The 17,672-nt window shown below is 71.6% G+C and carries 11 protein-coding genes and 1 pseudogene; 8 read left to right on the forward strand and 4 right to left on the reverse strand.

Features of this window, described 5'->3' with window-relative positions; all coding sequences use genetic code 11:
* Positions 1-242 precede the first annotated feature (242 nt).
* From AB0I49_RS15780 to AB0I49_RS15790, 3 genes are all read right to left on the reverse strand, one after another.
* Positions 243-2,432: a hypothetical protein gene (locus tag AB0I49_RS15780; RefSeq protein ID WP_363227517.1), complete on the reverse strand. Its 2,190-nt coding sequence runs from the start codon at positions 2,430-2,432 to the stop codon at positions 243-245.
* On the reverse strand, positions 2,429-3,118 hold the full coding sequence (locus AB0I49_RS15785; protein ID WP_363227518.1) for an ATP-binding cassette domain-containing protein: 690 nt from the start codon (positions 3,116-3,118) through the stop codon (positions 2,429-2,431). The genes AB0I49_RS15780 and AB0I49_RS15785 overlap by 4 nt, the downstream gene beginning before the upstream one ends.
* Positions 3,119-3,275: 157 nt before the next feature.
* Positions 3,276-3,644: a hypothetical protein gene (locus tag AB0I49_RS15790; protein ID WP_363227519.1), complete on the reverse strand. Its 369-nt coding sequence runs from the start codon at positions 3,642-3,644 to the stop codon at positions 3,276-3,278.
* A gap of 491 nt (positions 3,645-4,135) precedes the next feature.
* Between AB0I49_RS15790 and AB0I49_RS15795 the strand changes: the two genes are divergently transcribed.
* From AB0I49_RS15795 to AB0I49_RS15815, 5 genes are all read left to right on the forward strand, one after another.
* Entirely contained in the window at positions 4,136-4,501 is a 366-nt protein-coding gene (locus tag AB0I49_RS15795) for a WXG100 family type VII secretion target (protein WP_048831888.1), read from the forward strand.
* Between the two features lie 61 nt (positions 4,502-4,562).
* Entirely contained in the window at positions 4,563-4,877 is a 315-nt protein-coding gene (locus tag AB0I49_RS15800; RefSeq protein WP_363227520.1) for a WXG100 family type VII secretion target, read from the forward strand.
* A 56-nt stretch (positions 4,878-4,933) separates the two neighbouring features.
* Positions 4,934-6,280, forward strand: coding sequence for an EsaB/YukD family protein (locus AB0I49_RS15805; protein WP_363227521.1), 1,347 nt, complete (start codon positions 4,934-4,936; stop codon positions 6,278-6,280).
* Positions 6,281-6,350: 70 nt separating this feature from the next.
* Positions 6,351-9,182, forward strand: coding sequence for a right-handed parallel beta-helix repeat-containing protein (locus AB0I49_RS15810; RefSeq protein WP_363227522.1), 2,832 nt, complete (start codon positions 6,351-6,353; stop codon positions 9,180-9,182).
* Between the two features lie 107 nt (positions 9,183-9,289).
* Positions 9,290-9,613: a hypothetical protein gene (locus tag AB0I49_RS15815; RefSeq protein ID WP_363227523.1), complete on the forward strand. Its 324-nt coding sequence runs from the start codon at positions 9,290-9,292 to the stop codon at positions 9,611-9,613.
* 64 nt (positions 9,614-9,677) lie between these two features.
* Here AB0I49_RS15815 and AB0I49_RS15820 read toward each other — a convergent pair whose 3' ends face one another.
* The gene (locus AB0I49_RS15820) at positions 9,678-10,298 is read right to left on the reverse strand and encodes a hypothetical protein (protein ID WP_363227524.1); all 621 of its coding nucleotides are present in this window, start codon (positions 10,296-10,298) and stop codon (positions 9,678-9,680) included.
* Between the two features lie 173 nt (positions 10,299-10,471).
* On the opposite strand from AB0I49_RS15820, the gene AB0I49_RS15825 reads away from it, so the two are divergent.
* The 3 genes and pseudogenes from AB0I49_RS15825 to AB0I49_RS15835 all read left to right on the forward strand — a co-directional run.
* Positions 10,472-10,939, forward strand: coding sequence for a hypothetical protein (locus AB0I49_RS15825; protein ID WP_363227525.1), 468 nt, complete (start codon positions 10,472-10,474; stop codon positions 10,937-10,939).
* A gap of 53 nt (positions 10,940-10,992) precedes the next feature.
* On the forward strand, positions 10,993-15,213 hold the full coding sequence (gene eccCa, locus AB0I49_RS15830) for a type VII secretion protein EccCa (RefSeq protein WP_363227526.1): 4,221 nt from the start codon (positions 10,993-10,995) through the stop codon (positions 15,211-15,213).
* Positions 15,214-15,449: 236 nt separating this feature from the next.
* Positions 15,450-17,672: pseudogene (locus AB0I49_RS15835) on the forward strand (hypothetical protein); the annotation flags it as partial.

Consider the following 17,672-nt stretch of genomic DNA (forward strand, 5'->3'; position numbering starts at 1 on the left):
GAATCCTGGGACAGTTCTTGCCGCCTCGGATGATTGCGGGAAGTGGGACTGCCCACTACCGAGTATCTGGACAACCCGGCGCCTCGCCGTCCGCAGACGCGTGCCGCTCCCACGACTGGCCCGAATGCCACTGCCGCATGCCTGCTGCACGACTGCCGTCGCGGGGCTACTGCCGCACAGCAGTAGCCCCGCGACCTCCGCACGGCAGTCCCGCGCCGTCGGGCAGGGAGCAGCAGGCGCGTTCAGTCGGCGCGAGGCTTCCAGCGGCTGCTGGTGCGTTCGGCTTCCCTGCCGGCGATCCAAGTGAGTGCCGCCGCCGCGATCAGCGCCATGACGAAGAGGGAGAGGCACAGCTCCGCGGAGAGTGTGGCCCCGTAGGGACCGCCGGTGACGGCCTGGCCCAGGACGGCATACACGGCCAGGCCGAGGACGCCGGCCGCGGCGACGGGGGCCCCGAGGGTCCATGCCGCCGTTGTCCTGAACACGCGGCTGTTTCCGGTGAGTACGGCCAGGGGAGCCAGGGACCGGGCGAACCGCAGGTACTCGGAGAAGGCGGCGAAGATCATGGCCGTGGACAGCACGACGGTCCCCGCCGCTCCGAGAAACGGCAGCCAGCGGGACTGGTAGCCAAGGGTGAAGGACTTGTCGCCCTCCAGCATGGGCTTGACGTTCGCGTCGGTGCTCAGAGCCAGGCGAGCGGCCTTCTTCACCGCGGGAATGTCCAACGGCCGGTCGGCCCGGGTGAAGACCACGTACCAGGCGTCTTCCTGGTCGAGCCGTGTCGTCTCGCCGGCTCGGACTGTCGCGGCGGTGTTGCCGAAGTAGGTGTACGTCGCCGTTTTGAGGCGTTGGTCGAGGTCTCCGAAGGGGACCGTGGCCTGTTCGCCGGCCGGGGGGCACGGCAGCGAAAGGGCGCGCAGGTCTGGGCAGGGTGCTTGGACGATCCGTGCCGCGCCGTCGCCGTTCGTCTCCCGGCCGGAATGTCCGAGCGCGACCAGGTGACTGCCTTCCGGCAAGGCGGCGCGGAATTGCGGGCCGGGGCGTGCTCGGTCCGCTGCCTGGACCAGCGCCATGGATTGCGGCTTGTCGGAGCGGAGCAGGTCGGGATCGCCGCTTCGGGTGGACAGGAGGGAGCTGATGAGCTGTGTCTGCCCGACCACCCCGATGGCGATGACCAGGGCGGCTACCAGCCTGACGATGACGCCGGGATGAGCGGCCAGGGTCCGTGAAGCGATCAGGCGCGCGGAGTCGCCTCGCTTGCGCGCAGCCGCGGCCAGGCGGGGGGCGAGACGCGAGATTCCCCATCCGATGACCGAGGGAGCCGTGGCCCAGACTCCTGCGACAGCGACGAGATAACCGAGCGCGGAACCGCTGCCCCCCAGCGAACCCATGACCAGAGCCAGGACGGCGAAGATGGGACAGGCGCTCAGCGCCAGCCTGCGGATACGCCCGCCGACGCCGGCCCGGACTCGGGTCGACCCTGTTTCCTGGCGAGGGTGGACCAGCACCACCAACAGGAGCATCACCGCGAGCGCGGCGACGGTCGCGGCCGCGAGAGTGCCCAGCGCCTGGCGGAGGTCGGTCGCCGCGAGGGTGAAGTCGATCCATGGAAGACGCACGTTCCAGATCAGGAACGGCAGGATGGCGACGATTCCGACTACGGCCCCGAGCAGGACGGGCGCCGCTGCTGCCCCGATGCTCACGCTCGCTAGCGCTGTTCGGTTCGCGCCCAGAGCACGAAGGACCGCGGTGCGGTGGTCCTGCCCTTGGGCTCCCATGCGCGCTGCGGCTACTGCCAGTGCGATTGCGGGGAAGAATACCAATGCTGCCAGCAGCATGAGGAGTTGCAGTTGCTGTTCCGGCTCGATCAGCCGTAGGTCCCCGAAAGTCGGGCCCGGAGAGCCGAACCCTGTGATTTTGTCCAGGTAACTGCTGCCGAGCATGGCTTTGCCGGGCCGGGTGTAGGCGAGGCGCTCGCCTGGCGTGGCCAGGCCCGCTTCACCGATTCGCGCCGACATCTTCCCGTACCGGTTGCGGAAATCCTCCGAGGGAGGGCCGTCCGCCAATGCGGGGGAAAGGGCGGATTCTCCGGGGCCGGGCCACCGTTGGAGTCCCGGTGGCAGTGGCGCGTCCTTGGTGAGGGGTTCCACCACCACGACCGAGAACTGCCGGCCTTGGTAGTTCTCCCAGTACCGGTTCCACAGGGCTTTGGGCTGCTGCCCCTTGGCCGCCATGACGGGATTGCGTGCTTCGCCGCGCGATTCCCGTCCGTCGAAGGTGGCGGTGGCCATCACCAGGGAGGCCCCGGCGAGCACCATCACCGCTGTCGCCACCAAGAGGGCGAGGTACCGGCCTCGGCCGCCTTCGCCGCTGCGCGACGCCGCTCTGCCCATGCGCAGCATGTGCCGCAGCAGCGGACGTGACGCGATCACCGGCTCTCCCTCTCCGCCGACTCCACCAGGTGCCCGTGCTGCAAGTGCAAGGTCCTGTCGGCTCGGGCGGCCACGGTTCGGTCGTGGGTGACCACCAGCAGTCCGCAGCCGCGCCGCTGCGGCGTCGCGAACAGAACGTCGGCGACGTGATTTCTGGAATCCTCGTCCAGAGCTCCGGTGGGTTCATCCGCGAGAAGCAGCGACGGGCTCTCCATCAGCGCTCGCGCCACGGCGGCGCGCTGCCTTTCACCGCCGGACATCTCTGCTGTCGCGACACCGTCGACCGGCACTCCGAGTTCTTCCAGCAACCGGCGTGCTTGTTGGTAGGAAGGTTCCTTCCGCTTACCGGCCAGCAGGGCGGGCAGCGCGACGTTCTCGATCGGCATGAGTTCGGGAAGAAGCTCGCCGAACTGGAAGACCATGCCGATGTGCTGCTGCCGGATTCGGGTTATCTGCGTCGGCTTCAGGTCGACCAGGTCGGTTCCGCATATGCGTAATTGGCCGGCCTGCGGCTTGATCAGCCCCAAAGCCAACGACAGGAGGGAACTCTTGCCGGAGCCGGACGGCCCCATTACGGCGACCGACTCCCCTGCGCGTACGGTCAGATCCAGGCCGCTGAGCAGCTTGCGGTCCGCGATCTGATAGTCCAGCCCGCGAATGCTGAGCGGGATGGCATCGGGCTCCATTGATATCCTTTCACTGCCGCGTCGAGCCCAGCCGTACTCGAATTCCGCGACGTGGGGTTCGGCACTGTCGCTGCGATCTGCTGCCGGAACGACGGGGCGACGCGCCGTGGCGCGCCGCCCCCACCTATCGTCGGTATGTCCGCCGAGCCGACTTGCTTCAGCCGTGCGCGTGGTTATCGGTCCACCAGTCGCTGCACGAGTCCGGCTCTGCCTGGAGAGAGACACAGGCGCGCATGTCCCAGATGCGCCCGCCTTCGTTGCTCCAGACCTTGGTGCCCTGACCGCTCTTGTTCCAGAGGGTGTAGACATCGTTGTCGGGGTAGTTGCGGTTGTATCTGGTGTAGACGGAGTGACTGTCGCCCTTGGTGTCCTCTACCGCAGCCTTCGTCGAGTACGAACGCCATGAATGTACCGCGCCCGAATCGTAGAGATCCATGTCGGCGAATGCGGTTGTCGTGCCGACGACTCCGAAGGCGATTGCTGCACCGGCAGTGGTAACAGCTAACCTCTTGATGATTCGTCCCATAACTTGATCCTCTTTTCGCAGTCTGTTGCCCGGAGGCATGCGTTGCTGCGGGCAGCAGCAAATGCTGCCAAGCCACCCACGGTGGATCATTGTGCGGCAAATGGTAGCCCCATCTGCCGGATAGGAACCTAGAGGAATATTGGATCAGTTGCCAATGGAAATCAGGACATGTGGCGACCCTGGCCGATTCTCGACCGTGGCAAGGGCGGCTCTATCGGGAGGGTCTGGAAGGAGTGGCCGGTCCTTGTCCATCGGTTCCGCCCGGGTGGCTGTTTCGTGGACGGTCGGGCCCCGCCGAGCGACCATGGCTGATTCCGCGTCGCCCCTCCCGCCCCGCCGCTCGCACCACCTACCGCTCAGCAACCCACCTCAGCCGCGCCTCCTGTGCTCAGAACGTGTTCAGATGCTGCCCATCCGGGGTCTCGGGGCTCCAGGTGGGGGTGGGGCGGTGTTTGACTTCGGGGGCATCGGCGAGAGGGACGGATTCCACCATGGCTGACCAGCCTTCTGTGAGCGTCGGTGGTGTCACCTACCGGGTGACCCCCGAGTACCTGGCCAACGCTTCCAGCAACACGATGTCCACGGCGGCGGAGATCGCCGGGCAGTTGGCGGAGCTGAAGACGTATGTGACGAGCCTGGAGGCGAGCTGGCAGGGGCTCGCGCACAACCAGTTCCAGACTCTGATGACCGAGTACGACATCTACGCGCGGATGCTCCACGACGCCCTGGAGGGAATCTCCAAGGGCCTCCAGGGCAACTACGTGAACTACAAGGACTCCGAGCAGCAGAACCTCACGAACCTCGCCGCGCTGGGCGAGGACGTGCCCAAGGCGCCGGCCGGTACCAACTTCAACTGAGCCGGGCTCACTACCACTTGCTCGATTCGCCCGGGTGCCGGGCGCATTTCTAGGAGTGTTCATGGCCGATATCGACGGCACGCCGATCTACGTCGGCGAGGGGCTCGCCGCGGCGGGCGGTGTGCTCAACTCCAGGGCCGCGGAGATCTCCGGTGAGCTCCAGGCGCTGAAGTCCCAGCTCGCGCCGCTGGTGGACGCCTGGCGGGAGAGCCAGGCCGCGACGTACTACCAGGACATGCAGAATGAGTGGGACCTCGCGGCCGACGGGCTGTTCGGGCCGGAGGGCGTGCTCGGGCGGATCGCCAACGCCATGCACGTGAACTGGAACAACTACAGCGACGCCGAGTGGTCGAACATGTCCACCTGGCGGCACTGACCCCACCGCAGCCCGCGGGCTCGCGGCTGTGAGGTCCGACACCGAAGGAAACATCCGTGCCCGATGAACGCTGCCGGGTCACCGTGGTCGGCGAACGCAGGCGGGTCGACCTCGCGCTTCCCGCGCAGGCCCCGATCGCCGAGTACGCCTCCCGGCTCGCCACGCTGTGCGGCCAGACCGAGCCCGAGGCCATGCCCCCGGTCTGGTCGCTCGCCGAGTCGGGCGGCATCCCCATGGCCCCCGGCGAATCGCTGGCGGCCGCGGGCATCGTGGACGGCGCCACGCTCTACCTGCGCGACCAGCGGGAGGCGGAGCTCGGCGAGCTGACCGTCACCGACCTCGACGAGCAGGTCGCCGGGGCGCAGGACGCCGACGGTCTGTGGAACGGGCGCCGGCGCGCCCAGTTCGTCCTGGTCTCCGGGCTCGCGGTCATGGTGGGCTCCGCCGGCTGGATCGGCGCGCACCGGCTCGCGAGCCTGTCCGCCGTGCTCTTCGGACTCGCCGCGGTCTGCTCGGCGCTGGTCGCCTGGTACGCCCAGCGCAAGAACTGGCCGCTGCCGCACACCGTGCGGCAGCTCCTCGCGCTGGCCGCCTGCCCGCTGCTGGCCTGCGTCGGCCTCGTCGTCCCCGCCCACAGCGCGGTGATCACACCGGTCCTGGTCTCGCTCTGCGCCGTCTTCGGCGCGCTCGCCGGGCTCGTCGCGCTGCCCGCGCCCTCCACGGTGGTGCTCCAGCTGCTCACCGTGGCCGCCGCGTTGTTCGTGGTGCCGCTGACCACCCTGCACGCGGGCCTGACCGGTTCCGCCGCCGTGGTGGCGGCCGTGCTGTTCATGCTCGCCGGGCTGCTGCCCCGGATCACCAGCCAGATCGCCGTGCTCGTGCCCTCCGGGCCCGACACCGGCGCCGCCGCCCTGGACCCCGGCGACATCGCCGCCGTCGTCCGCCGCGGCAACGGGCTGCTCACCCTGCTCTCCGTGGTGACCGGCGTCTTCCTCGCGGCCTCCCTGCTCGTCCTGAGCGCCTCCCGCGGCGCCTGCGGCCTCGCGCTCGTCGGCGTCGTCAGCGTGGGACTGCTGCTCCAGGCCGGTTCGGTGCGCGTACTGACCGGCGTCATCCCGCAGCTGGCCGCCGGGGTCGTCGGGCTGCTCGCCCTGGCCGTCCGGGTGCCCGAGTACGTACTCGACACGACCGTCGCGGGGCCGATCGCCGCCTTCGCCGTGGGCATCGTCCTCGTCGTCTGCGGCGTCTTCCTCGCCTTCGGCGCGGCCCTGCGCCCCATCGAGCCCGAGCGCCCCACCTGGCCCGGCGGCCTCGCCACCTTCCTCTCCGTGGCCGGCCTGCCGCTGGCCGCCGGCGTCTTCGGCCTCTTCGGCTGGCTGGCCAACCTGGGAAGCGGCCTGTGAGCGGGCGGCCGACGGCACGGGCGTACGCGGCCGACGGCTACGGGCCGCCCGCACACCGGGAGCGCACCCCATGAGGGCCGCCGCGCAGCGCGTCGCACCCGGCAGCTGGGGCGGCCACCGCACCATCGGCGCGGCGGTCCGCAGCGCCAAGCCCGGCGCCGTGATCACCGTGCAGGCCGGTACGTACACCGAGAGCCTGGTGCTGGACAAGGACGTCAGCCTCGTCGCGAAGGGCGTCGTGCGCCTCGTTGCGGCCCGCGGGCCCGCCGTCACCGTGCACGCGGGCGCGGCCGAGCTGCGCGGCTTCGCCATCGCCTCCACCGCGCCCAGGGACGCCGCCGTGCTGCTGCGCGGCGGCGAACCGGTGCTGCGGGACTGCGAGATCACCGGCGGCCGGGTGGACGTCGCGGGCGCGGCGGCGGCGCTGCTGAGCGGCTGCTCGGTGCGGCAGGCCGAAGGGGTGGCGGTGTGGCTGGCCGGCACCAGCCGCACCACGCTGGAGAACCTGACGGTCGGCAGCTGCACCGGGGACGGCGTGATCGTCGAGGACGAGGCGCGGGCCGAGGTGAGTGACGCGCTGGTGGACGGCGCCACCGGGCGCGGCGTCCTGCTGACCGGCGGGGCGCACGCGACGCTGACCCGCTGCGAGATCCGCGGCAGCGGCGCCGCCGCCGTCCTCGTGGAGGGTCACGCGACCGCGGCGCTGCGCGAGTGCCGGCTGCACGAGGCGGCCGGTCAGGGCGTGTGGACCCGCGAGACGGCGGGCCGCCTCGCGGGCGCCGCGGACGGCGGCCCGGGGCAGGGCGCGGGCGCCCCGCCGCCCTCCGAAGGGCGGGCCTCCACCACCGCCTCCGCCTCCGGCGCCCGCTCCGGCCGCGGCGGCTCCCAGGGCGTGCGGCTGCGGGACTGCGAGATCTTCCGTACGGGCGGCGCGGGCGTGCTGGTGGACGGCGGCAGCGCCGTCCTGCTCGACGGCTGCCACGTGCACCACACCACCGGCGCCGCGGTGCTGGTCACCGCCGAGGCCGCGGTCGAACTCGTCTCCGTACGGGCCGTGGACTGCGAGGACACCGCGCTGGTCGTGAGCGGGGAGGGGCGGGCCGCCGCGCAGGACTCGACCTTCGCCCGTACCGCCGCCAACGGCGTGTACGCGGTCGGCGAGGCGGAGGTCGCGCTGACCGGCTGCACCGTACGGGACACCGCCTACACGGCCGTGCACCTCGGCGGCGCCGCCCGCGCCACGGCCCGCGACTGCACCGTCAGCGGCACCCCCGAATACGGCATGCGCGTCACCGAACGGTCCGAACTCCTCGCCGACGGCTGCGAGGTGACCGACGCGGGGATGACCGGGATCAGCGTGGAGGGCGGCGACGCCGCAGTGCGCGGCTGCCGCGTGAACGGCGGCCGGGAGGGCGTACGCCTGCGCACCACCCACCGGCCGCTGCTGGCGGACTGCGAGATCACCGCCGCCGGGGAGACCGGCGTCCGCGTCGGCCGGGACACCGGCGGCCGGCTGGAGAACGTGACCGTCACCGGCAGCGGCGGCGCCGGGCTGCTGCTGGAGGAGGGCAGCACCGCCCTCGTGGAGGGCGGCGCGGTGCGCGAGGCACAGGGCAGCGGCGTCGTGGTGCGCGCCGGGGCCCGGCCCCGGCTGCTGGGCGTGACCGTCGCGGACGCGGCGAAGAACGCGCTGTTCGTCGAGGAGGGCGGCGAGGGCCGCTACGAGGACTGCCGCCTCACCAAGAGCCGCTTCCCCGCCGTCTACGCCGCCGCCCGCTCCCGGCTCGTCCTGCGCCGCTGCACCGTGGACGGCACCGAGACCGATCTGCTGCGGGACGACGAGGCCGTGGTCCACGCGGAGGACTGCCGCGTCGAGGACGTGGACGAGCCGCTGCTGCCCACCCTCGCGGCGCCGGGGTCCGAGAACGGCACGGCCGGCGAGGACGGCGAGGGCCGCAGGGCCGTGCCCGCCGTCGCCGGGGCCGGCGGCCGGGCCGGAGCCAAGGACGACGGCACGGGCCGTACGGACAAGAGCGAGGACGAGCAGAGCGCCGAGGAGGCCGCGGCGAAGCTCGCCGAACTCCACGTCGAGCTGGACCGCCTGGTCGGCCTCGACGGCGTCAAACGCGAAGTCGTCACGATGACGAAGCTCATGCAGATGGTCAAGGTCCGCCAGGACGCCGGGCTCGCCCCGCCGCCGCTGAGCCGGCACCTGGTCTTCGCGGGCAACCCCGGCACCGGCAAGACCACCGTGGCCCGCCTCTACGGCGGCTTCCTCGCCGCTCTCGGACTGCTCAGCCGGGGCCACCTCGTCGAGGCGGACCGGGGCGACCTGGTCGGCGAGTACGTCGGGCACACCGCGCCCAAGACGACCGCCGTCTTCCGGCGCGCCCTGGGCGGGGTGCTGTTCATCGACGAGGCGTACTCCCTCGTGCCGCAGGGCCAGATGACGGACTTCGGCTCGGAGGCCATCTCCACGCTGGTGAAGCTGATGGAGGACCACCGGGACGAGGTGGTCGTCATCGTCGCCGGGTACCCGGTCGAGATGAGCCGTCTGATGGAGTCCAACGCGGGCCTGTCCTCGCGCTTCACCCGCACCCTGGTCTTCGACGACTACACCACGCCGGAGCTCGTACGCATCGTCGAGCACCAGGCGGACAGCCACGAGTACGCGTTCACGCCGGAGACCACCGCGGCGCTGCACGAGTACTTCGACGCCCTGCCGCGCGGCGAGCAGTTCGGCAACGGGCGCAGCGCGCGGCAGGTCTTCCAGCGGATGACCGAGCGGCACGCGCAGCGGGTCGCCGAACTCGACCTGAGCGCCCTCGACCTGGCGTCGGCGGACGCGGAGCTGCTCACCACGCTCCTGCCCGCCGACCTCCCGCCGGGAGGCGTCACGTGAGAGACGGCTTGACGAGACAGCAGCAGCACCGCCCCTCGCGCCCGGCCCGGACGGCGCGCGGGGGCGGCACAGGACACCGGACCGGGTGAAAGGCAGGTGACCCGCGGATGGCCGAGCAGCCGACCCCGCAGGAGTGGCACGCCGACCTACAGGCGCTGAAGGACGCGATCGCGGTGGTGAAGCGCGAGAAGTCGTCGATCTCCACCAACATGTCGTCGATCGACACCAAGATGGGCAAGATCAGCACGCACTGGTCCAGCCCCTCCTTCCACTCGTACGACGCGATGAAGACGTGGTTCCAGAAGGGGCAGCACGACCTGGAGTCGATGCTGAGCGACATCATCAAGCGGATGGAGACCTCGTACACGAACTACCACAACGCCGAGAGCGCCAACGTCAAGAACCTCGACGGCGGCGGGTCCGGTGGCTGAGCCGACGACGCGCCGCCGCCCCGCCCCGCGTGTGCGGGGCGGGGCGGCGGCCTGCGGCGTCGGGTCACTTCGCGGGCGGCGCCGGGAAGTTCGACTTCCGGTCGGTGTGCCCGTAGACCTGCCCGGCGTGGTTGAGCAGCGCGATGTACTCGCCCAGCTTCTCCAGTGCGGTGCCGACCTGGAGCAGCGCGCGCTCCTGGGCCGGGTTGATGTCCTGGGCGAACTTCTCGGCGGACTCGGCGAACGGGTTCGGGTGGGAATGCTTCCCGGCGCTCGGGTCGTACCCGGACGCGAGGGAGGTGTGCATCTCGCCCTTCGTCTCCGTGACCACGGCGCCCTGCCCGAAGACGGTGCCCTTGACGGCCATGACCTTCTTGCGGACCTCCTCGTACTTCTCGACTCCGCCCTTGGCCTCGGTGAGCATCGACGTCTCCGCGGTGCGCAACGTGGAGGGGTCGATCTTGAAGTCGCCGGAGGCGGTGTAGTTCTGCGGCGTCTCCTCCGAGCCGCCGTCCGACCCGATGTCCTTCGGGTCGTCGTTGAAGGAGGGCGGCTTCGTCCAGGCGACCTTGTCGGTCGGCACCAGGCCGTCGAGGTGCTTGTCGTGGTCGGGGCTCGGCTTGTCGTCGCCGTCCCCCTCGGGCAGCGGGGTCGTGTCGTACTTCGAGGTTATGGGGTCGGTCACGGGGTCTCCCTGGTCTCTCTCGCGCCGGCCTCACAGCCGGGCGGCCGGGCGACGGTTCTGCGGAGTATCGCCAGGTTTACCACTTATGCAGGCAATTGTCAGCGCGGGGGTCTGTCCTCCGCACCGATAGCAACCCCCGGGCACCCGAGCGGAGTTGCCGAGAAAGGCGAGTCATGGGCGACAGCGGCAAGGCCGATTACGACACCTCCGTCATCAGCGTCTCCCCGAGCGGCCTGAAGACCACCGGCAAGGAGCTGGCGACCCTCAGCGCCGACGTCGTCAAGAGCCTCAACACCATCCACACCGCACTGGACGGGCTGAAGGTCAACTGGCAGGGCAAGGCCGCCTCGGACGCCGACGAGGTGAACACGGAGTGGCTGCGGGTCATGAACGAGCTGTTCGGCACCAAGGAGGACCCGCACAAGGGGGTCCTGCCCGCCCTCGCGGACGGCGTCGGCATGGCCGCCTTCAACTTCAGCACGGCCGAGGACGGCGTCGCCGAAGCCTTCACCAAATTCCGGAACAAGCTGAACGAGAAGCCTCCCGTCGGCCCGGACGGCAAACCGGAGGGCCCGAAGGACACCCCGCCCGAGGCCGAGACCGACACCAACAAGACGGCGGTCACCATGACCTTCGGGTGAGCCCGCCGCACCACCCGCTCCCGCAGCCCCCGACAGCCCGCTAGGCAGCCAACGTGAGTCGAATCCCCTTCCACCGCCCCGTCCGTATGACGCCCCCGCCGACGCCGGAGGGCCGGACGAACCTGGCCAGCCCCCCGCAGCGGCCCCAGCCCCAGGGCGCGGCGGGCTGGCTGATGCTCCTGCTGCCGCTGCTGTCCAGCATGAGCATGGCGGCCTACATGGTCGCCTACGGCAAGGCGTGGATGATCCTGCTCGGCATCGCCTTCGTGGTGGTGTCCGTCGGCGTCACCATCGGCGTACGGATGCAGCTGCGGGGCAGCCGCCGCCGTAACCAGTACCGGCAGCGGGAGCGGTACCTGGAGTACCTCGCCGGGATGCGCAAGCAGGCCCTGCGCTCGCGGGTCGCCCAGCGGGCCGCCGACGTCTGGCGGCACCCGCACCCGGACCGGCTGTGGGCGATCGCCGCCCGCCGCCGCCGGGTGTGGGAGCGCCGCCCCACCGACAGCGACTTCCTGCACCTGCGGGTCGGCACCGGCACCGTGCCGCTCGCCGCCGAAATGCGCATGCCGGACCAGAGCGACCCGACCATCGAGGTCGACGCCGAGTGCAAGCACGCAGCCGCCGAGCTCGTCCGCACGTACGGCACGGTCGAGGGGCAGGCCGCCTGGCTGGACCTCGCCAAGTCCGGCGTGGTCAGCCTGCTGGGCCCGCGCGCCCGCACCCGCGAGCTTGCCCAGTCGATGCTGCTCCAGCTCTCCGTCCTGCACGCCCCGGACGACGTGCGGATCGCGGTCGTCACCGGCGGCGACTCCGCCTGGGACTGGGCCAAGTGGCTGCCGCACGCCCAGCACCCCGACGCGGTGGCCCAGCGCCGCGAGCAGGAGCTCGTACCGCTGCTCGCCGACGACCTCGCCGGGCTCCACGAACACCTCCAGGAGACCCTCGACCAGGCCCTGGCCGCCCGCGCCGAACGCAGCAGCCGCATCGTCCCGCAGCGGGACGTCACCCCCCGCCGCCAGTTGGTGATCTTCCTCGACGGGTACGAGCCGGGGGCGCCCTGGGCCCGCTCGGCGCTCCTGGAGGACCTGATCACCGAGGCCGGCCCCGACCTGGGCATCCACGTCGTGTGCCTGGTCGAGGAGGAGGGCTCGGAGCCCGGCCGGGTGGACGTACGGGCCCGAACGGACGCCCGCGGCACGCTCACCCTGGAAGGCCGCGCGCCCGGCCTGCACGCCACCATCGAGAAGGGCGCCATCGACGAGACCGCGCCCGGCGTCCTGGAGGCCGCCGCCCGCTCACTGTCCCCGCTGCGCCTCTCCGGCGAGCGCGACCAGGTCCTCTCCGAACACGTCTCCCTCTCCGGCATGCTCGGCGTCCCCGACATGGCCGTCTTCGACCCGGCCACCCGCCGCCGCGCCCCCGACGCGAAGGAACTCCTCAGCGTCCCCATCGGCGTGACCGGCACCGGCGAGCCGCTGACCATGGACCTCAAGGAGTCCGCGCAGGGCGGCATCGGCCCGCACGGACTCGTCGTCGGCGCCACCGGCTCCGGCAAGAGCGAACTGCTGCGCACCCTCGTCACCGGGCTCGCCATGGTGCACGCCCCCGAGCACCTCGCCTTCGTGCTCGTCGACTTCAAGGGCGGCGCCACCTTCGCGGGCGTCACCGAACTGCCGCACGTCTCCGGCCTGATCACCAACCTCGCCGACGACCTCGCCATGGTCGACCGCATGTACCAGGCGCTCTCCGGCGAACAGCAGCGCCGCCAGCGGATGCTGCGCGAGGCCGGGAACGTCGACTCGGTCCGCGAGTACCAGCTCCGCCAGGCGGCCGGCGGCACCGACGTCAACGGCAAGCCGCTGGAACCGCTGCCCTACCTGCTGATCATCGTCGACGAGTTCGGCGAACTGCTCTCCCAGCGCCCCGACTTCATCGACCTGTTCGTACAGATCGGCCGCGTCGGCCGGTCGCTCGGCATGCACCTGCTGCTGGCCACCCAGCGGCTGGAGGAAGGCCGGCTGCGCGGCCTGGAGTCCCACCTCTCCTACCGGATCTGCCTGCGCACCTTCAGCGCCGCCGAGTCCCGCGCCGTCATCGGCACCTCCGACGCCTACACCCTCCCCGCCATCCCCGGCTCCGCCTACCTCAAGGTGGACGAGACGGTCTACGAGCGGTTCCGCGTCGCCTACATCTCCGCGCCCTACCGCGAGTACGACCCGGACGGCGCGGGAGCCGCGGCCCTCGAACCCGTGCCGTACGCCGTGCACGGCGACCTCGCGCCGCTCTCCCCCGACGAGAGCGAGAAGCCCGGCTGGGACTGGGAGCTCGACGCGGGCCCCACCGAACTCCAGGTCGCCGTCGAGCGGCTGCTCAACAAGGACACCCCCGGACACCAGGTGTGGCTGCCGCCGCTGCCCCCGGCGTTCACCCTCGAACCGCTGCTCGGCGACCCGGAGACCGACCCGGAACTGGGCCTGCGCTGCGTCCAGTGGCCGTTCGGAGGCGGGCTGAAGTTCCCCGTCGGCGTGCTCGACGTCCCCTCCCGCCAGGAACAGCGGCCGCTCGTACTCGACCTCGCCGGACGCCAGGGCCACCTGGCGCTCGTCGGCGCGCCGCAGAGCGGCAAATCCACCTTCCTGCGCACCGCGATGCTCAGCGCCATGCTCACCCACACCCCCGAGGAAGTGCAGTTCTACGCCATCGACATGGGCGGCGGCTCGCTGCACGGACTGAGCGACGCGCCGCACGTCGCGGGCGTCGCCGGCCGCCGCGACGAGGAGCGGGTGCGCCGGGTGCTCGCCGAGGTCGGCCGGCTCGTCAACGCCCGCGAGCGGATGTTCCGCGACCTGGGCCTCCAGTCCGCCGCCGAATTCCGCGCCCGCCGCGCCGCCGGCGACCTGCCCGAGGGCGTACGGGCCGCCGACATCGTGCTGGCCGTCGACAACTGGGCCGCCCTGCACGAGGCCGACGAGGACGCCGTCACCACCCTGATCGAGGTCGCCACCCGCGGCCTCGGCGTGGGCGTCCACCTGTGGCTGACCGCCAACCGCTGGGCGGAGATCCGCGTCAACCTGCGCGACAACATCCCCGCCCGCCTCGAACTGTGGCTCAACGACCCCTCCGAGTCCGAGATCAGCCGGCCCAGCGCCCGCGCCCTCGGCCAGAGCGTCCCCGGCCGCGGCCTGACCCCGCCCGGACTCATCCACCACATCGCGCTGCCCCGGTTCGACGACGGCGCCGACGGCGCGGACGGCGTGACCGGGCTCGCCGAGGCCCAGCAGCGGCTGGTGACCCGGATCGCCGAGAGCTGGCAGCGGCCCGCGGCCCCCGCGCTGCGCGTCCTGCCCGAGCGGATCACCGTCCGCGAACTGGCGGTCGCCGCGGCCCCCTCGCCCGGCGAGCGCTGGGAGGGCCACGGCTCCGCCATCGGCGAGCACGAGGTGCCCATCGGGCTCCGCGAGTCCGACCTGCGCCCCGTCGGCCTCGACCTGACCTCCTCCGCCGCCGCCCCGCACTTCGTGGTCTTCGGCGACTCGGGCTCCGGCAAGACCGCGTTCCTGCGCGCCTGGATGCGCGGGCTCGCCGCCCGCCGCAGCGCCCGCGACGTGCGCTTCATGGTCGTCGACTACCGGCACAGCCTGCTGGGCGCGGTGCCCGACGAATACATCGGCGCCCGCGGCGCCAACGCCGACCTCGTCGCCGGGCAGGCCCAGGCGCTCGCCGAGACGCTGCACTCCCGGATGCCCCCGGCGGACGTCACCGCCGCCCAGCTCGCCGCGCGCGACTGGTGGCAGGGCCCGGAACTGTACGTCGTCGTCGACGACTACGACCTCGCGGCGGGCAGCATGGGGCGCGGCCCGCTCGCCCTGCTCGCAGAGTTCATCCCGCAGGCCGCGGAGCTGGGCTTCCACCTCGTACTGGCCCGCCGGGTCGGCGGCGCCAGCCGGGCCCTGCTCTCCGACCCGCTGCTCAGCAAGCTCAAGGAGGTCGGTACGGACGGGCTGCTGCTCTCCGGCGACCACCGCGAGGGCGCCCTCATCGGAAACCAGCGCGCCTACGCCCATGGGCCGGGCCGCGGCACGCTGGTCCGCCGCAGCCACGACCCGGTCTCGGTGCAGGTGGCCCTCGACGAGGGGGAGGGGCCGGTGGAGCCGGTGGGAGCGGCCGTGGATGAGGCGGTGGAAGAAGAGGTCGTGGAAGAGGCTGTGGAAGCGGAAGATCCCGAGGTTTACGAGGCCGTTCCCGACGACGCGCCCGATCAGCAACCTGTCTGACCCTTACGACGACCGACCCGCACAACGACCTTCCCGTACGACGACCGACCCGCACCACGTCTGACCAGCGTGATGAACGAGCAGCGCTACGAACGACCGGCGTGACGACCAACGTGACGACGACCGACGTGACGACGACCGACGTGACGACGAACAGCGCTGCGAACGACCAGCACGAAGCTTGATCAGCGACCGTCTGAGAAGCGGCAGTACGCCCAAGGAGGGCGACCCCGACCATGGCTAACGCGGATTCCGTACTCGACACCATCAAGATCGACGACATCTACGCGCTGGGGAACGCGTGGATCCAGCTCGGGGACGATCTCCACGAGCGTCGGGTAGCCGTCGACACCCAGGCCGGCTCGCTCGGCATGACCGGCACCGCCGGCAAGGAGGCCAAGCGGGCGTGGAGCGAGGGGGTCGCCCCGATCATCGACAGCGCCGCCGAGACCGCCTGGACCATCGGCCAGACGATCAACCGCTACGGCGAGGAACTGCACAAGGCGGCCGAGGAGTACGCGAAGAAGCTCAACGCCGCCATGTGGGCCGACATCCTCGGCGCGCTCCTGGGGGCCGTGTTCTTCGCCGTCGGGCCGCTGCTCGGCAGCCTGCTGACGATCATCGGCCAGGTGCTGGCCCGACTGCTGCCCATCCTGAGCCAGATGGCGGCCCGTCTCGGCAGCCTGGGCACCACGATCGTCGCCATCGGCGGCGGCGCCGTCCTCGGCGCCGCGTCCGCCCTCGGCATCGACGTCGCGCTCGGCGAGGTGGGCGCGGCCATCGCCGGTACGGATTACGACGTCGACTGGGGCATGGAGGCGTGGAGCATGGGCATCGGCGGCGCCTTCGGCGCCATCGGGGGCGGTCTGGGAGCGGGCTTCCGCTACCACCCGCATCCGGTGAAGCCCGGCCCCACCCCGAAGACCCACAACACACCGAACGGGAATCCGCCCCAGGCCCATCCGACGGGCGGCAACCCGCTGCCGGGCGGTGGCGGCGGAAAGAGCGTCGTCAGCCCCCCGCCCACCAAGCTGGGCGGCGGCGGCCACCAGGCGCCGCTCAACGGCGGACCGGGCAAGGGCGACACCCCCGGCTCCGGCCCGGTCGCCGGCAAGGGCGTCTCCGGCCAGGAGAGCCACCCCACCAGCAGCGGGCCCGCCGGCGACGGACGCTCCGGGAACGTCGGCATGCCCAACTCGACCGTGAAGCACGAGAACACCACGTCGGCGCCGCCTCCCACGTCGGCCCCGCCGGCGAAGCAGCCCGGTTCGGGCAACTCGACGAAGCACGTACAGCCTGGTTCCGGTCCGGCCGGAGACGGTGCCAAGCGCGCCGCTCCGGCCCCGAACCCGCCGGTCAACGGGCAGAAGGGCGTGACCGGCGGCGGCGGGAACGGTGCGAACGGCAACCGGGCCGGGAACGGCGCGCCGGTGGAGAACCCGCCGGTCAGCGGGAAGAAGGTGGTGACCGGCGGCGGCGGTAACGGTTCGCACGGCAACCGGGCCGAGGGCAGCGCCCCGGTGACCAACTCGCCGGGCAACAGCCGCAAGGAAGGGATCGGGGGCGGCAACGGTTCGCACGGCAACCGGGCGGATGACGGCCCGGTGTCGAACCCGCCGGTCAACAGCCGTAAGGACGGGTCCGGCGGCGGCAACGGGCCGAACGGCAACCGGGCCGAGGGCAGCGCCCCGGTGACCAACCCGCCCGGCAACAGTCACAAGAACGGTGCCGGGGGCGGCAACGGTGCGCACGGTAACCGTGCGGACGACGGTGCTCCGGTGACCAACCCGCCCGCCAACAGCCACAAGAACGGGGCCGGGAGTGGCAACGGCTCGAACGGCAACCGTGCGGGCGACGGTGCTCCGGTGTCGAACCCGCCGTCCAACAGCCACAAGAACACGACGGGCGAGACCGGGGGAGGCAACGGCTCCAACAGCAACCGGGCCGACGACGGTGCTCCGGTGACCAACCCGCCCGCCAACAGCCACAAGAGCGGGGCCGGGAGTGGCAACGGCTCGCACGGCAACCGTGCGGATGACGGCGCTCCGGTGTCGAACCCGCCGTCCAACAGCCACAAGAACACGACGGGCGAGAACGGTTCGAAGGTCCCGCCGGGCGAGGGGACCCCCCGGGACACCAACAGCAACAACAGCAACAACAACAAGATGACCGTCCCGCCGGGCCAGCCCCGTAAGACGCATGAAGGCCACGGCGGGTCCGGCGAAGGCAAGGACAACTTCTCCGGCCCGGGCCACCGGTTGGGCGGTTCGGGGGACAACCCGCATGGCGTGCGGGTGCAGGACCCTGGCAAGACAGGCGACGACGCGGGTTCGGGTTCCGGTGGTCGGAGCAGCAATCCGATGGAGAACCCCGGACACCGGCTGGACGGTAGGACGGAGAACACGCAGGGCGTGCCGCAGCGGGATCCCGGCAAGACGGGTGACGACGCGGATTCCGGG

Origin of the sequence: Streptomyces sp. NPDC050617, assembly GCF_040654795.1 — a bacterium.
Taxonomy (GTDB): domain Bacteria; phylum Actinomycetota; class Actinomycetes; order Streptomycetales; family Streptomycetaceae; genus Streptomyces.

What these genes read in the sequence shown, in the direction of transcription:
- AB0I49_RS15785 (WP_363227518.1), bottom strand. Translation starts at nt 3,118, where the DNA reads ATGGAGCCCGATGCCATCCCGCTCAGCATTCGCGGGCTGGACTATCAG.
- AB0I49_RS15790 (WP_363227519.1), bottom strand. Translation starts at nt 3,644, where the DNA reads ATGGGACGAATCATCAAGAGGTTAGCTGTTACCACTGCCGGTGCAGCA.
- AB0I49_RS15795 (WP_048831888.1), top strand. Translation starts at nt 4,136, where the DNA reads ATGGCTGACCAGCCTTCTGTGAGCGTCGGTGGTGTCACCTACCGGGTG.
- AB0I49_RS15800 (WP_363227520.1), top strand. Translation starts at nt 4,563, where the DNA reads ATGGCCGATATCGACGGCACGCCGATCTACGTCGGCGAGGGGCTCGCC.
- AB0I49_RS15810 (WP_363227522.1), top strand. Translation starts at nt 6,351, where the DNA reads ATGAGGGCCGCCGCGCAGCGCGTCGCACCCGGCAGCTGGGGCGGCCAC.
- AB0I49_RS15815 (WP_363227523.1), top strand. Translation starts at nt 9,290, where the DNA reads ATGGCCGAGCAGCCGACCCCGCAGGAGTGGCACGCCGACCTACAGGCG.
- AB0I49_RS15825 (WP_363227525.1), top strand. Translation starts at nt 10,472, where the DNA reads ATGGGCGACAGCGGCAAGGCCGATTACGACACCTCCGTCATCAGCGTC.